A 14,958-nucleotide genomic window follows, 5' to 3' on the forward strand; every position below is an offset into this window, starting at 1 on the left:
ACGCCCCGATGATGGGCCCCAGCCACGCCGCGTGCGGTGCCGCCGCGTGGGTTGCGCTCACCGGCACCTACACCGTGCACCTCGCGGACATCTCCTTCCCCGTGGGCCTCGGGCTGATGCCCGTGGGGGATCCCGGGGTGATCACGGGCGCGCTGATCTGCGCCGGGGCCGCGCTGCTGCCGGACCTCGACCACCCGGGTGGGACCGTCGCCCGCTCGCTCCCCCCGGTGTCCCGCTGGCTCGCCAGGGGGCTGAGCAGGCTCGCCGGCGGGCACCGCCGTGGAACGCACTCCCTGCTCGGGCTGCTGGTGGTGGTCCTGCTCGCCGAGCTCTCCCAGCGCGCCTCCGTGCCGGTGGGGGACGCCCTGCGGTGGCACGGCACCGGGTCCGCGGCGCTCCCGGCGGGCGGCGCGGGCACCGGGGCCGCGGCGCCCGGCGCGGTCGGGTCCGGGGCCGCGGGCGCGGTCGGTGACGCCGCGGCGTCGTTGCCCGGGCAGGTGTGGCCCCTGGCCGCGGTGCTGTCCGTGCTGCTGATCGCGTGCGCGGTCAAGGTGCTGGCGTTCGTCCCGGACCGCCTCGCCCACGCCAACTGGGTGGTGGGCATCCTGCTGGGTGCGTTCGTGGCCACCCACCCCCCGGGCGATCCGCGCTGGTTCGTGGTGGCCGTGGGGCTCGGGTGCGCCGTGCACATGCTCGGTGACCTGCTGACCACCCAGGGCATCCACCTGCTCTGGCCCCTGCGGGTGCCCCTTCCCCTGCCGCCGTCCCTCTACGCGCGCCGGTCCTTCGTGCGCCTGCCCGTGCTGGGCAACGCCGGATCCGCGCGCGAGGTGCTGCTGCTCGTGCCCGTGACCCTGTACGCGCTCGCGGGCCTGGCCTGCGCGGGCATCGCCTGGGCGGGGCTCACGGTCAGCATGTGAGGGACGATGCCGCCCTGCCCGGCACGCGGGCGGCGTCACCCCCGCGCCGGGTGCCCTGCGGCACCCCCGGCCGTGCCGCGTTCCGGGCCCTCGGACCCCGATTCGCCAACCCGGCCGGGGTGGGGTAGGCTTTTCGACGTTGCTCACGGGCGTACGCCGAGTGGGACAACGAGCGCGAGTGGCGGAATAGGCAGACGCGCACGGTTCAGGTCCGTGTGCCCGAGAGGGCGTGGGGGTTCAACTCCCCCCTCGCGCACCGCAGGAAGTCCCGTTCGACCGAGAGGTCGGGCGGGGCTTTTCCATTCCCAAGCCGGTGCGCCCCGGGACTCCCGGTTCACGGGCGCGAGCGGACGCGGTGGGCCCTGCGCCAACCGTCCGGCGCCCGTGGCGCCCCGTCAGGAACCCTCCGACGGCTCGGCACCACCCACCTGCGCGAACAGCGGCAGCACACGGTTCTGGAAGTGGGTCTGCAGCACCACCACGCTGCGCGTACGGTTCACGGCCCCGGTGCGGGCGATCGCGTCGATGACCCGCTGCAGGTCGTCGTTGGAGCGGGCCACCACGCGCACCATCACGTCATGGTCCCCCGAGACCGTGTACATCTCGATGACCTCCGGGATCTCCCGCAGGGCCTCACCCACGGGCACGTGACCCACACCCTGGCTGATCTCGATGGAGACGATGGCCATCACGGTATAGCCGAACCGCGCAGGGTTCAGGGTGGGCGCCATGTCCTGGATCACCCCGGCGCGGCGCAGCTTGTCCAAGCGGGACTGCACCGTGGGCCGGGCGACCCCCAGGGCCCTGGACGCCGCGAGCACCCCGATGCGCGAGTCCTGCGTGAACAGCTCCACGATCCGCACGTCGAGCTCGTCGATCTTCATCCCCGCTCCTCTGCTGACGGCCCCAACCGCCCCAAGCCCCGCGCGGGTTACGCGGGAGTCATTTTCGGGACGCGGGCCACCTGACACATTGTGCAGTGATCAGCGGTGCACCACCTGAGAACTGCGCATTATGATCAGTACACCATGTTCCGGTTGTGCACCCCCGTGTGCTGTGTCACTGTGACTGCCACCACAGATCCTGCAAGGAGTCCCACGTGACCACTCATTCCTCGGGGGACGCGGCCCGATCCGCCGTGTCCCTGCGCGCCGCGCTGCAGTCCCTTCCCCCCTACAAGCCGGGGAAGTCCGCGGCCTCGTCCGACGTGATCCAGTACAAGCTGTCCTCGAACGAGAACCCGTACCCGCCGCTGCCGTCCGTGCTCGACGCCGTGAACCAGATGTCCCCGGAGATGAACCTCTACCCGGACATGACCTGCCAGGCGGTCACGGAGGCCGTCGCGCAGCGCTGGGGCGTGGAGCCCTCCTCCGTGAGCTTCGGCAGCGGTTCCGTGGAGGTCGCCTCCCAGATCATCCGCGCCGTGTGCGACGAGGGGGACGAGGTCGTCTTCGCGTGGCGCTCCTTCGAGGCCTACCCCATCCTGGCGGGCCTGGCCGGTGCCACCGCGGTCAAGGTGCCCCTCACCGAGGACGAGCGCCACGACCTGCCTGCCATGGCTGCGGCCGTCACCGAGCGCACCAAGGTGGTCCTGGTGTGCACCCCCAACAACCCCACCGGCACCTCCGTGACCGCGGACGAGCTGCACGCGTTCATGAAGCAGGTCCCCGAGCACGTGCTCGTGGTGGTGGACGAGGCCTACGTGCACTTCAACGTGGACCCGGCCGCCGCGCGCGGCATCGACTTCTTCCGCGAGTACCCCAACGTGGTGGTCCTGCACACGTTCTCCAAGGCCTACGGCCTGGCGGGGCTGCGGATCGGCTACGCGATCGCCCCGGCGTACATCAGCGCCGCGCTGCGCGCCGTGGCCATCCCCTTCGGCGTGACCAACCTGGCCCAGCAGGCCGCGCTCGCCAGCCTGGCCGCCGAGTCCGAGGTGGAGGAGCGGATCACCGCCCTCGTGGAGCAGCGGGACCACGTGCACCGGCAGCTCACCGAGCAGGGCTGGGACGTCGTGGAGTCCCAGGCGAACTTCGTGTGGCTGCGCACCGGCCCCCACACCACGGCCGCGGAGGAGATCTTCACCCGCCACGGCGTGATCGTGCGCGCCTTCGCGGACGAGGGGATCCGGGTGAGCATCGGCTCCCCCGCCGCGAACCAGACCTTCATCGTGGCCGCACAGGACGTGCGCGCCCACCTCGACGGGGCAACGACGCCCCGGAACCGGAGCTGACCAACACATGAGCACCACCACTCCCCGGCCGTCCGAGCACGCCCAGGACGCGTCCACCACCACCGTGCGCGGGCTCAAGCCCCGCCAGCTGACCATGATGGGCCTGGGCGGAGCGATCGGCGCGGGCCTGTTCCTGGGCAGCGGCAAGGGCGTGGCCGTGGCCGGGCCCGCCATCCTCGTCTCCTACATCGTGGCCGGCGCCCTCGTGGTGCTGGTGATGTGGATGATCGGCGAGCTCTCCGCCGCCAACCCCACGAGCGGCGCGTTCTCCGCGCACGCACAGAACGCGTTCGGCCCCGTGGCCGGCTACACCGTGGGCTGGCTGTACTGGGTGCAGCTGGCCGTGGTGACCGCGGCGGAGGCCAACGGCGCGGCCACGATCCTCACCGGCATTCTGGGTGAGAGCCTGGCCGGGATCGCCGTGCCGCCCACCTGGGTGCTGAGCGTGGTCTTCATGGCGGTCTTCACGGTCGTCAACATGTTCGCGGTGAGCAAGTACGGCGAGTTCGAGTTCTGGTTCGCGTTCCTCAAGGTAGGCGTGATCCTCGCGTTCCTGGTGGTGGGCATCCTCATGCTGATGGGGGTGGTCCCCGGCCACGAGGGCGGGCTGTCCAACTTCACGGACTTCGCCCCCACGGGCATCGCCGGGGTGGGCGCCGGTCTGCTGATCGTGATCTTCGCGTTCGGCGGCACCGAGATCGTGGCGATCGCCGCCGGCGAGACCGCGGACCCGCAGAAGAGCGTGGCCACCGCCATCCGCACGGTCGCCTGGCGCATCGTGCTGTTCTACATCGGCACCGTGTTCATCATCGTGGCCATCCTCGAGCCCTCCCAGGCGGACGCCCCCGAGGGCCCGTTCGCGGCCGTGCTCAACGTGGCGGGCCTGCCCGCGGCGGGCAGCATCATGGCCCTGATCGCGGTGTTCGCCCTGCTCAGCGCTCTCAACGCCAACATCTATGCCGCTTCACGCATGATGCACTCGCTGGCCCAGCGCGACTACGCCCCGGCCGCCATCAAGCGCACGGCGAGCAACAACGTGCCGCGCCGCGCCGTGCTGCTCACGGTCTCGTTCGGCTTCGTGGCGAGCATCCTGGAGGCGATCTTCCCGGGCAAGGTGCTGGACACGCTGCTGTCCATCGTGGGCTCCACGATCATCATCATCTGGATCTCCGTGGCCGCCTCCCAGATCACGCTGCGCCACCGCCGCGAGCGCGAGAACCCGGGCGTGCGCTCCACCACCTACCGGATGCCGCTGTTCCCGCTCCTGTCCTACCTCACGGTGGCGCTGCTGGTGCTGATCGTGGTGGTCGCGATGTTCGACCCCGCCACGCGCACCCAGCTGCTGCTCACCATCACCGCCACCGCGCTGATCGCCGTGACCGGGATCTTCGTGACCCGCCGCACCAACCAGCCGGCGGCGGTCCACGCCGACGTCCACGAGTAGGAGCCGGGCCTGGGGCACGCACGACGCCGACGCTGCCGCGCCCCGTGAGCTGACCGCGGGCCCGGCCGAAGTGGAGGAGCGCGCCTGACCACTGCTCAGGCGGGACGGGCAGTCGGGGGACCCCCGCTCGGAGCACACGATCCGGGTGTGGGTCCCCCGACTCTTTCCGCGTGTGGAGTCGGTGTCAGAACCGCGAGACCGTGATCTTTCCCGTGCTGCGGTGCCACGTGGCCACGTACCCGTTGGAGAACTTCTGGGCCGCTCCCCCGGACACGGCGTACTCGTCCGTCACGGGGTGCCCCCAGCCATGCTCGTGTCCGGCCCTCTGCCACGCCGAGCCGATCCCCCCGGTCAGTTTGACCACGTGCGTTCCCGTGCGGGGGGAGTACATGGCGCGGAACCTGGCGCCCCCGTTCCGGAAGTCCTGGTAGGCCCCGCCCGGCAGGGCACGCTCCGCCATCACGGGGTAGCCCCATGCACGCTCCAGACCCGCCGTGCGGTACGCCGCGCCGATGCCACTGTCCCACTTCACCGGGTGGGCGCCGGTCTGCGGGCTCCAGTAGAAGGTCCAGTTGCGGGTGAAGCCCTGGTGCACCCCGCCGAGGTGGCCCGTGGACCTCTCCGGCGAGGTGGGATGGCCGTAGACCGCGGCCCCACCCGTGGCGAGGTAGTCGGTGCGGATGGCGCCGCGCAGCCAGGACGCGGGCGGCGTCGTCGTCGGGGCGGCGGGCAGAGAGGCGAGGTCCTGGCGCAGCAGGCCCACGATGTCGTAGTCCTCGTGGTCCAGCCCCGGCAGGGTGGACAGGCGCGTGCGCGTGAAGCCGTCCACGGCATAGCGCTTCTGACCCGCCCGGGCGGCCTTGAGAGCGGACCAGGTGGGTGGGTTGGTGCTGCCGGGGCCGTCCTTCGACCCCACGTGCCAGGTGAGTGGCAGGCCGCGCACCGCCGCGCCGGGGGCGCTCTGCATGCCGTACGAGCCGCCCCCGCCGATGATCGTGGCACCTCCGCCCCGGATCCAGCTCTGCCGGTCCGCGAGCAGCTCGTACGTGATGAACTCGGCGCCGCCCGAGTAGCCGGCGAGCCACACGCGGGAGGTGTCCAGCCCGTGCCGGCTCGTGAGCGAGGCCTGGAGCGCTCGGAACCAGTCACCGTTGCCGTCCGCGTCCTCCCACCAGGTGATGCCGTCACCGCGCGCATCGTGGTCCGGGGAGAGCGGGACCACCAGGACCATGTTCTTCTTCCGGGCCTCCGCGGCCATCGCGCGCAGCTCGGGCCCGTCGGGGCGGCCCACCCAGGAGCCCTGGGGTTTCATGTAGTCGCCGCCCAGGTAGTACACCACCCCCACCGCCTTCGAGCGGTCGATGCCGTCCGCGTAGAGGTGGTACGCGGAGGTCTTGCCCGCCGCGCTGAACGTCTGGTGGAACGCGGTGGTGGGCGCGATGGCACCCGCCCCGGTTGCCGCACCCACCGCGGGCGTCGCCGGGGCCTGCGCCGGAGGCTGGACCGGCGACGTCGTCGGCTGCGCTGCCGCCGGGACCGGGGTGCGCGCCGGGGCCGCCACAGCGGCCGACGAACCGGTCAGGAGGGTCAGCAGAACCGCCGTGCTCGTGGCGGTCGCGGACGCGGCAAAGGAACGGGGGAAGGGCATGGGGGTGCTCTTTCAGGGGTGGGGGGAGTATGCAGTTGTGCCCCGTCCGGTCAGCTCCGCTCCGGACACGGCGAAAGCCGGGCACCCCGGGGGAAGGGGACCGGCCTCGCCACGATCATCTCACTGGTTCCGCAGACTCTGCACCACTGCGGTGGGCTGCTCCGCCTCCCTCTCCGAGAGCGACACCCCCCAGATCGTAGACCCGGCCCACGGCGAAGGTCTGACCCGTGTCCACGTAGCGAGCGCCGTCTTGCAACGGGACAGGGCCGGTGATGCTGAACCCGGAGCCGGGATCGCACAGGTACCGCACGCCCGCGAGGTCCACCAGGACGGTCATGTGGGTTCGTGCGCTCTGCAGGGACCGCACGCGGCCCAGGGCGCGACGCACCGTGAAGCCTGCGGTCTCCAGGGCGGCGGCGAAGAGCTGCGCGCGCTCGAAGCAGTAGCCGCCGCGGCGGCGCACCACAAGCTGGTCGAAGACCGTACCCGGGTAGTGGCCGAGCAGCACCTCCACGTTGCTGAAAGGGAACGTGAGAACGTGTGCTCCTCCCCCGACGTCACGGCCCCTCGACCAGCAGCACCACCTGCAGCGCCACCGGCACCGCAATGATCCCGAGCAGCCCGACGCACACCTCAAGAGCCGGGCGCCCGGCCTTGGCTCCTGCCAGTCCTCCGAGCACTCCCACGAGGGCAGGAAGGAAGAACATCACGAACGGCCGCGGTGTCCCTGTGCCGTCCCAGTCGAGCAGCGCGAGGGTCGGCAGCACGACCAGCGGGATCGACGCGCGGGAGGCGAGCAACCACCCCCGCGATCCACCGCGCTGGTTGTCGTTCACGGCATACTCCTTCGTCTGCGGCCTCCGGTGCCCGGCCTGCAGATCAGCGCTCGTCCGGGCTCGTCGCCGCGGTGGATCCGCCGCTTTCTGCACGCTGTCCGGCGGTCGGGGTCGCGCCTGCCGTCGGCACCGTGCTCTCGGCCCCGGAGGGCGCGGTCTTGCACCCGGGTTCGACGCCGCTCTCACCCTCGACTGCCCGGTCCTCGTGCTTCTTCCCGAAGGGCAGCACGTGGACGATACCCACGATCACCGCGCCCCACGCGAGGCCCAGCAGGAACGAGAAGAACGTCTCCACCAGCCACGCCAGCACGGCACCCACTGCCGGGACGTGGTGGACGCCCTCGCTGAGGTGGTGCACCCACTCGTAGGGCAGGCCGAAGCCGAGGTTCGCCATGCCGGTGAGGATGATGTGCCCGCCCACCCAGAGCATCGCGATGACCCCCACCACGGAGATCACGGCGAGCACCTTGGGCATGGCCTTGACGAGTCCCAGACCGAACTTCTGAGCGCCCGCGGAGTCCTTGCGAGCCATGGCCACACCGATGTCGTCCATCTTGACGATGAGACCCACCACGCCGTACACACCGATGGTGATGAGGATGGCGACCGCGATGAGGATGACCGTGCGGGCCAGCAGCGGTTCGTGGGAGACCTCGTTGAGGGAGATGACCATGATCTCCGCACTCAGGATCAGGTCCGTGCGCACGGCCCCGGACACGATCTTCTTCTCCGCCCCCGGGCCGCGGTCCGGTGCGGGCTTCTCCTCCGTGTGCTGGCCCGGCGAGAAGTGCTCGATGATCTTCTCCGCGCCCTCGAAGCACAGGTAGGTGCCGCCCAGCATGAGCAGCGGGGTCAGCGCCCAGGGGGCGAACTGGCTGAGCAGCAGGGCCACCGGCAGGATGATCACGATCTTGTTGATCAGGGACCCGATCGTGATCTTCTTGATGATCGGCAGCTCCCGGTTGGGGGTGGCCCCTTCCACGAAGCGGGGGGCAACGGCGGCGTCATCCACCACCACGCCCGCGGCCTTGGCGCTCGCGCGTCCGGCGGCCCCGGCGACGTCGTCCACGCTGGCGGCCGTGAGCTTGGCGAGCGCGGCGATGTCGTCCAGCAGTGCGGCAAGTCCAGCGGACATGCGGGTACCTCTTTCCGATCAGTCAGCGCGTGAATGTGTGCTCAAGCGTACGGGGTTGTCACCGACCTCCTCCTCAGCACCACCGACGGGGGCTTGCACCCACTACCACTGCGCGGAACCTTGATACCCCGGTTGTCCTGGCAGATGCCGGGACCTGGGCCGCGACTCGGCGAGTCAACCGAGGATCAACCCCTCCGGCAGTAGGGTGTAACCCAATTCACAGTAGTCCCGGAACCGGTTGACGCGGTTCCGGTTCGCCCCCACAGCAATGACAACCCCTGGAGGTACCCGTGGAGTTCGCGGAACGGCTGGCCGCCCTCGCAAGCAAAGTCGTGCACCAGAAATCGGCGCTCGAGACCGAGGAGGCGACTAAGAACGCGTTTGTCATGCCCTTCATCTCGACGATTCTGGGCTATGACGTGTTCAATCCGTCGGAGGTGGTTCCGGAGTTCACAGCGGACGTTGGCGTCAAGAAGGGCGAAAAGATCGACTACGCCATCGTCCAGGACGGCCAGATTCAGATGCTCATCGAGTGCAAGCACATCGGCTCGCCACTCTCGCTGGAGCACGCATCTCAGCTCTACAGGTATTTTGCGGTCACCAATGCGCGAATTGCAATCCTCACCAATGGTGAAAAATACCATTTCTACACGGACCTTGACGCGCCGAACCGCATGGATGCGAAACCGTTCCTTGTGCTCGATCTACTGGACATCGACACGACCCTCATTCCTGAACTGCTCAAACTCAGCAAGACAGAATTCGACCTCGATTCGATCATCAGTGCTGCGGGAGAGCTGAAATATGTCGGACAGATCAAACGCGCGATCGCCGCCGAGTTCAAGGACCCCTCGGACGAGTGGATTCGCTTCTTCACGAACAGGGTTTACGAGGGTGCTTTCACCCAAAAGGTGCGGGAACAGTTCACGCCACTGGTAAGCAAGGCGTCGCAGCAGTTCCTCAACGAGCAGGTGAACAACAGGCTCACTACCGCTCTCGGCGCCGGCTCCGTACCCCCTCAGCTACCGGCAGACGCCGAAGTCGCGGAGGAAATTACGAGTCAGGATGAAGTCGCGCGTGACCTGCAGGAAAGTCAGGACGACATTGTCACGACCGCAGAGGAGCTCACTGCCTTCAACATCGTGCGCGCCATTGTCTGCAACCAGGTCGACATGTCACGAGTTTCCTATCGCGACGCGAAGTCGTACTGCGCAATCCTGCTGGACAACAACAATCGCAAGACCATTGCGCGCCTTCACTTCAACCGGAGCCAGAAGTATGTCGGCCTGCTCGATGAGAACAAGGTTGAGACCCGGCACGCCGTGGACACGCTGGAACAGATCTACGACTTGAGTGACGAGCTGCGGGCCACGGTGACGAGGCTGAACGCCTGACGGGTGACGCGACTTCACTGAGATGCGGCCTTTCGCATCCCGCGTCTCAATCCGCCCCCAGCACCGCCACCAGGAACTCGCTGTCCTCCCGCCAGGGGCGGAGGTCCCAGCCCGCCAGGGTGAGCTGCGGGGCGAGAGCTGCCGCCGCGGCGTCGTCGAGGAAGTCCGCCACCGGGTACCCGCGGCCCGCCCCGAAGCCGATCACCGCGCGACCACCGTCCGCCAGGTGCGCGCGGAAGCCGCGCAGCACGTCCCGGCGGGTGCTCTCCGCGAGGAACGTCATCACGTTGCCCGCGCACAGGATGGCGTCGAAGCCGCCCCCGAGCTCGAGGGAGGCCAGCTCCGCGAGGTCCGCCACCCGGTAGTCCGGCCCCGGGTAGTCCTCGCGGGCGGCGCGCACCAGTTCGGGGTCCACGTCCACCGCGGTGACCCGGTGGCCCACCTCGTGCAGGTATCCGGCGAGCCGCCCGGCCCCGCACCCCGCGTCCAGGATCCGGGCGCCGCGCGGCACCATCGCGTCGACCAGCCGGGCCTCCCCCACGATGTCCTCGCCGCGCCGGGCCATGGTGCGGAAGCGGTCGATGTACCACCGGGAGTGCCCCGGATTCTCCGCCACCCGGGCCATCCACTTGCTCTGTTCCACCATGGGGCCAGGGTAGGCCGCTCCGCCACCGGACGACGCACCGCCCGCCCACCGGGCGCCGTCTGGCACGATGGAGCGCGTTCACCGGAAGCGCCGTGCGCCTCGCACGGCCCCCTCCGCACCCGCACCGGCCCGGTGCGGGCCCCACCCGAAGGAGCACCCATGGGCCTTCTGCTGGGCGCCCTCGCGGCGGTGCTCGTGGGCACCGTGCTGCAGCGCGTGTCCGGAACGGGGGTGGGGCTCGTGGTGGCCCCGGTGCTTTCCCTGCTCATGGGCCCGGGCGCCGGGGTGCTGGCCACCAACGCCGCGACCACGTGCTCGGGGTTCCTCATCACCCTGTCCGTGCGTCGGCTCGTGGAGTGGCGCCACGCCGCCGTGCTGGTGGGTGCGGCGGTGCCGGGGATCGTGGCCGGTGCGGTGGTGGTGCGCCACGTGCCCAGTGCGTGGCTGCAGGTGGCCGTGGGGGCGGTGGTGCTTGCTGGGCTGGGCATCACCCGGTTCTCCCCCGCCACGCCGTCCGCGTCCCGGAGGGCCACCGTGGTGCCCGCGGGCCTGATCGGCGGGTTCTTCAACGCCACGGCCGGGGTCGCGGCGCCGGCCATGGTCATCTACTCGCGGGTGACCCGGTGGGACCAGGTGCGTTTCGCCGCCACCATGCAGCCCGTGTTCATGGCCATGGGTGCGCTGTCCGCGGGCTCGAAACTTGCGGCCGGTATGCACTTCTCCCTTCCGGTCCCCGCGCCGGTGGCTCTGGCCGCGCTGGTCCTCACCGTCCTGGGTGGCATCGCGGTGGGCACGTGGCTCTCCCGCCACATGTCCAAGGCCACCGCGCAGGGGCTGGCGATGACGCTCGCGACCGTGGGCGGCGGCGTCGTCCTGGCGCGCGGCGCGCTCACCCTGCTGGTCGGCTGACCTCCGCCGATGACGCCGCCCGCGCGCCTGCCCTGCCGCGGCGCTTATATGCGCGTTCTGCAATATGTCGACTCGCTCCCCGACCGGCCGACACGCCCGGGCGCCTCGAAACGCGGGCGGGCCCGTGAGTACCATGGCGTTCTCCTGTGCCGCCGCTGGGAAACCCTCCCCGTACCCTCACCCGGACGCCGGAGTCCGCGACGGACCTTCCCCACAACCAGAGAGGTGGAGCGCATGTCCGCACCCTCGTCCCCGTCCGCCCCGCCACACGAGGAGGACGCCCCGGCAGCGGGCACACCCCGTGCGCTGCGCTGGATGGCCGCTCCCCCGGCGGCCCCGCGGCTGCCCGAGCAGGAGGTGGCGCGGCGCTATCCTCGGCTGCGGCTGCAGGTGTTCCTGGGGATCTTCATCGGCTACGCCGGGTTCTACCTGATCCGCAACAACATCTCGCTGATCGCTCCCCTGCTGCTGGCCCAGGGCACCATCAGCACCGTGGGGATCGGCATCATCGGCAACGCCGTGCTGCTGGCCTACGGCTTCTCCAAGTTCTTCTCCGCCACCATCTCGGACCGCTCCAACGCCCGGTACTTCCTGCCGATCGGCCTGGCGCTGTCCGCGGTGGCGAACCTGGTGGTCGCGTTCGTCCCGGCGGTCTCCGCGTCCGTGGCGCTGTTCGCCACCGTGATGTTCGTCAACGGCTGGGTGCAGGGCATGGGCTGGCCGCCGTGCGGGCGCGTGCTCGTGCACTGGTTCTCCACCACCGAGCGCGGCTGGAAGACCGCCATCTGGAACACCGCGCACAACGTGGGCGGCATGGGTGTGGGCGCGCTGGCCGCCCTGGGCCTGGCGATCACCGGTGACTCCTGGCAGTCCGCGTTCTGGGTGCCCGCGATCGGCGCCCTGGTGGTGGCCGCCGTGGCCTTCGTGCTGGTCCGTGACCGTCCCGAGGCGGTGGGGCTGCCCCCGATCGAGGAGTACCGGGACGATCCCGCCAAGGTGGAGGCGGACCTCGGCGAGCTCGAGGAGAGCTCCTACTGGCGCATCGTGGTCAAGCACGTGCTGCTCAACCGCACCATGGTGTTCCTGGCCCTGGCCAACGTGTTCATCTACTCCCTGCGCTACGGCGTGCTCAGCTGGGCACCCACGTACCTCGCGGAGCACCACGGGATGTCCCTCGCGCAGGGCATCGCGGGCTTCTCCCTCTTCGAGCTCGCCGGGATCTTCGGCACCCTCGCGTGCGGCTGGGTCTCGGACAAGGTGTTCCACGGCAACCGCAGCTGGACCGGCATCACGTTCATGGTGGGCGTGGGCGTGTTCCTGGTGGCCTACTGGCTGGCCCCGGTGGGCACGCCGTACTGGCTGCTCATGGTGTTCCTGTTCTTCATCGGCGCGTTCATCTACGGTCCCGTGATGCTCATCGGCCTGCAGGCCCTGGACATGTCCGCGCGCCACGTGGCCGGCACTGCGGCCGGGTTCACCGGGCTGTTCGGCTACGTCTTCGGCGCCACCCTGGCCTCCACGGGCGTGGGCTGGGTCGTGCACGAGTTCGGGTGGGGCGCCACCTACGGGCTGCTCACCCTCTCGGTGGTCCTCACGGTGGTGCTGCTGCTGTTCGTGCTGCCCCGGGAGCGCCAGCTCATGGCCCACCACCGCTCCCTGAGCGGCTCGGACGCCCAGGACACCCGCTCCTGAGCCTGCCCGGGGTCGGACGGCGCACGCCTGTCGCGCCGTCCGGCCCCGCCCCCGCACCATCCCTCACCGCACCGCACCGCGGACGATGCCGCCCGGTCCGGTTCCGCACGCCGCGTCCGGGACCCCGGCCACCCCAGGATCAGAGGACATGACAGCACCGAGCGCCCCACGACCCTCGTTCACCGCCCTCGTCCGTGCCGAGGACCCCGCACGGCAGTGGTCCTGGCACGCCCGGGACACCGTGGCGGTGCTGGCCGTCCCCGCCATCTTCGCCGCGGGGTGGCTGGGCTCCGCCCTGGGGTCCTCCACCGTCCCTGGGCCCCACGGTCACGGCGCTCATTGAGGACTTCACGTTCCGCCACGCTCTGCTGCTGCGGCTGCCCGTGTGGGGCAGGGCCGTGCCGGCCGCCGCGCTGGTGCTGGTCAACGCCCTGGTCTTCGGGCTGATCCACGTGAACAACGTCGACGGCCACTGGCTGCTGACCCTGTCCTACGCCGGCGCGGGCCTGGTGATGAACCTGGTGTACCTGTGGACGCGCAACATCTGGCACGTGCTGCTCATGCACGCGCTGAACAACTTCCTGCTGGGCGGCCCGCTCACGGTGCTGCTCGTGAAGCTGCTCTCCGACGCCGTGGGCTGAGCCGCCCGCCCGGAGCGGCTCCGGCACGGCGGGCCCGGTGACGCCGCCGACCCAGGTCCCGGGCCACGCCCGCGCGGAGGCCCCACGGTCGACGACGCCGCACGCCCCCGTGACCCGCGCAGGGTCCGGGAGCGTGCGGCGTCGTTGCGTCGGGGTCAGGGGCGGGCGGCGTCGTTCGCCTCCAGCAGGTCGAGGTCGCGCACCTCGTGGCGGCGGCCGTAGGCCATGATCCCCAGGCACAGTGCGGCGATCACCGCGCCCGAGACGAACAGCCACGGGTAGCTGGTGAACTCGGAGACCAGGGCGAGCACCATGGGTACGAAGAAGCCGATGTAGGTCAGGGAGTAGAACACGGCGGTGAGCCCGGCGAGGTCGTCCGGGCGGGCGATCCGCTGGACCTCCTGCAGCCCGGACACCAGAACCAGCCCGTAGCCGCAGCCCAGCACCGCGGAGGCCAGCAGCACGAGGGCCAGGTTCAGGGTGGCCGAGGCCAGCACCGCGGCGAGCATTCCCAGGATCACCGCACCCATCCCCACGGCGAGGGAGCGGATGGAGCCGTCCCTATCAAGGCGCTTGCCCAGGGGCTGGATGAAGAACCCGAAGCCCAGCCCTACCAGGCACATCAGCCCGGAGAAGGCGATGCCGTACCGGGGGCCCACCACGTCTGCCATGAGTGCGGGCAGGATCGCGTACGCGGAGGCCGCGCAGCCGAAGACCCACGGCGCGGAGGGCGCCACCACGAACCAGAAGCGGTGCTGCCGTGTGGCGGGGATCTTCAGGTCCGCCAGCAGCGGGCCGTGGGGGGCGGTGGCGTGGCGGGTCTCGGGAGCCCCGGCCACCAGGAACACGGCGGGCAGACAGATGAGCAGGTTGATCATGTACGGCAGAACGGTCTGCAGGGGCGCGAACTGCGCGAGGGCCGCGGCCGCCGCGGCCCCCAGGGCGAACCCGGCGGTCAGGGACAGCGAGGCCCGGCGGGCACCGGAGACCCGCTCCGGGTGCTCCTCGTAGGGCTTCTCCGACAGCTCCTTGATCCAGGAGGTCCCCACCGCCATGCCCAGGCCCAGGGCCAGGCCGGAGAAGACCCGGCCCACGAACAGCACGAACAGGCTCTCCGCACCCACGGCCAGCAGGATGCTGCCCACCATGGCCAGCACCGGGGCGGGGATCATCAGGGTGCGGCGCCCGTGCCGGTCAGACAGTGGCCCGCCGATCAGCAGCGCGGGCACGATGCCCAGAACGTATGCCGCCAGCAGCATGTCTACGGCCACCTGCTGGTAGCCCTCCACCGTGCGGTACATGACCAGCAACGGCGTGAACTCGTTGCCTCCCCACGCCACCGCCAGCAGCGCGGAGCTGACCCTCATCCAGGGCTTCGTTCTCATGCCGTCATTCCCTCGTCGTCGCCCTCGGCGGGTTCACCCGGGGCCAGTAACCCCGGGCCCGCTCGTTCTGTGTGC

General features: G+C 70.4%; 15 protein-coding genes and 1 tRNA gene. 9 read left to right on the plus strand and 7 right to left on the minus strand.

Going from position 1 to position 14,958, the window contains the following annotated elements; all coding sequences use genetic code 11:
• The first annotated feature begins 8 nt into the window (after window positions 1–8).
• Together DNL27_RS10915 and DNL27_RS10920 are read left to right on the plus strand one after the other, a co-directional pair.
• On the plus strand, window positions 9–920 hold the full coding sequence (locus tag DNL27_RS10915) for a metal-dependent hydrolase (RefSeq protein ID WP_112235553.1): 912 nt from the start codon (window positions 9–11) through the stop codon (window positions 918–920).
• Between the two features lie 172 nt (window positions 921–1,092).
• Window positions 1,093–1,176, plus strand: a tRNA-Leu gene (locus tag DNL27_RS10920).
• 139 nt (window positions 1,177–1,315) lie between these two features.
• On the opposite strand, the gene DNL27_RS10925 is transcribed toward DNL27_RS10920, so the two are convergent.
• Window positions 1,316–1,804: an Lrp/AsnC family transcriptional regulator gene (locus tag DNL27_RS10925; RefSeq protein WP_112235554.1), complete on the minus strand. Its 489-nt coding sequence runs from the start codon at window positions 1,802–1,804 to the stop codon at window positions 1,316–1,318.
• 215 nt (window positions 1,805–2,019) lie between these two features.
• Here DNL27_RS10925 and hisC point away from each other — a divergent pair, with 215 nt between their 5' ends.
• Entirely contained in the window at window positions 2,020–3,153 is a 1,134-nt protein-coding gene (hisC, locus tag DNL27_RS10930) for a histidinol-phosphate transaminase (protein WP_112235555.1), read from the plus strand.
• Window positions 3,154–3,160: 7 nt separating this feature from the next.
• Window positions 3,161–4,597: an amino acid permease gene (locus DNL27_RS10935; RefSeq protein WP_112235556.1), complete on the plus strand. Its 1,437-nt coding sequence runs from the start codon at window positions 3,161–3,163 to the stop codon at window positions 4,595–4,597.
• A 184-nt stretch (window positions 4,598–4,781) separates the two neighbouring features.
• On the opposite strand, the gene DNL27_RS10940 is transcribed toward DNL27_RS10935, so the two are convergent.
• The 4 genes from DNL27_RS10940 to DNL27_RS10950 form a co-directional block, all read right to left on the minus strand.
• On the minus strand, window positions 4,782–6,245 hold the full coding sequence (locus DNL27_RS10940) for a hypothetical protein (RefSeq protein ID WP_112235557.1): 1,464 nt from the start codon (window positions 6,243–6,245) through the stop codon (window positions 4,782–4,784).
• Between the two features lie 115 nt (window positions 6,246–6,360).
• Window positions 6,361–6,753, minus strand: a complete 393-nt coding sequence (locus DNL27_RS10945; protein WP_162627131.1) for an arylamine N-acetyltransferase — start codon at window positions 6,751–6,753, stop codon at window positions 6,361–6,363.
• A 49-nt stretch (window positions 6,754–6,802) separates the two neighbouring features.
• Window positions 6,803–7,081 (minus strand): hypothetical protein, encoded by a 279-nt coding sequence (locus DNL27_RS12190; RefSeq protein ID WP_162627132.1) that lies wholly within the window; start codon window positions 7,079–7,081, stop codon window positions 6,803–6,805.
• A 43-nt stretch (window positions 7,082–7,124) separates the two neighbouring features.
• Window positions 7,125–8,216 carry a DUF808 domain-containing protein gene (locus DNL27_RS10950; RefSeq protein WP_112235559.1) on the minus strand — a complete coding sequence of 364 codons (1,092 nt, stop codon included), beginning with the start codon at window positions 8,214–8,216 and terminating at the stop codon, window positions 7,125–7,127.
• 290 nt (window positions 8,217–8,506) lie between these two features.
• On the opposite strand from DNL27_RS10950, the gene DNL27_RS10955 reads away from it, so the two are divergent.
• The gene (locus DNL27_RS10955) at window positions 8,507–9,610 is read left to right on the plus strand and encodes a type I restriction endonuclease (protein ID WP_112235560.1); all 1,104 of its coding nucleotides are present in this window, start codon (window positions 8,507–8,509) and stop codon (window positions 9,608–9,610) included.
• Window positions 9,611–9,656: 46 nt separating this feature from the next.
• Here the strand turns inward: DNL27_RS10955 and DNL27_RS10960 are convergent, their stop codons facing one another.
• Entirely contained in the window at window positions 9,657–10,256 is a 600-nt protein-coding gene (locus DNL27_RS10960; RefSeq protein WP_112235561.1) for a bifunctional 2-polyprenyl-6-hydroxyphenol methylase/3-demethylubiquinol 3-O-methyltransferase UbiG, read from the minus strand.
• A gap of 159 nt (window positions 10,257–10,415) precedes the next feature.
• On the opposite strand from DNL27_RS10960, the gene DNL27_RS10965 reads away from it, so the two are divergent.
• The 4 genes from DNL27_RS10965 to DNL27_RS12510 all read left to right on the plus strand — a co-directional run bounded on the left by DNL27_RS10965 (window position 10,416) and on the right by DNL27_RS12510 (window position 13,498).
• The gene (locus tag DNL27_RS10965; RefSeq protein WP_112235562.1) at window positions 10,416–11,165 is read left to right on the plus strand and encodes a sulfite exporter TauE/SafE family protein; all 750 of its coding nucleotides are present in this window, start codon (window positions 10,416–10,418) and stop codon (window positions 11,163–11,165) included.
• Between the two features lie 234 nt (window positions 11,166–11,399).
• The gene (locus tag DNL27_RS10970; RefSeq protein ID WP_112235563.1) at window positions 11,400–12,857 is read left to right on the plus strand and encodes an MFS transporter; all 1,458 of its coding nucleotides are present in this window, start codon (window positions 11,400–11,402) and stop codon (window positions 12,855–12,857) included.
• Between the two features lie 148 nt (window positions 12,858–13,005).
• Window positions 13,006–13,200, plus strand: a complete 195-nt coding sequence (locus DNL27_RS12505) for a hypothetical protein (RefSeq protein ID WP_239494360.1) — start codon at window positions 13,006–13,008, stop codon at window positions 13,198–13,200.
• A gap of 40 nt (window positions 13,201–13,240) precedes the next feature.
• Window positions 13,241–13,498: a CPBP family intramembrane glutamic endopeptidase gene (locus DNL27_RS12510; protein WP_239494362.1), complete on the plus strand. Its 258-nt coding sequence runs from the start codon at window positions 13,241–13,243 to the stop codon at window positions 13,496–13,498.
• Between the two features lie 155 nt (window positions 13,499–13,653).
• On the opposite strand, the gene DNL27_RS10980 is transcribed toward DNL27_RS12510, so the two are convergent.
• Window positions 13,654–14,883, minus strand: a complete 1,230-nt coding sequence (locus tag DNL27_RS10980; protein ID WP_012399098.1) for an MFS transporter — start codon at window positions 14,881–14,883, stop codon at window positions 13,654–13,656.
• Window positions 14,884–14,958 lie beyond the last annotated feature (75 nt).

The sequence above is a fragment of the Kocuria sp. BT304 genome (genome assembly GCF_003290245.1).
GTDB lineage: Bacteria > Actinomycetota > Actinomycetes > Actinomycetales > Micrococcaceae > Kocuria > Kocuria rhizophila_A.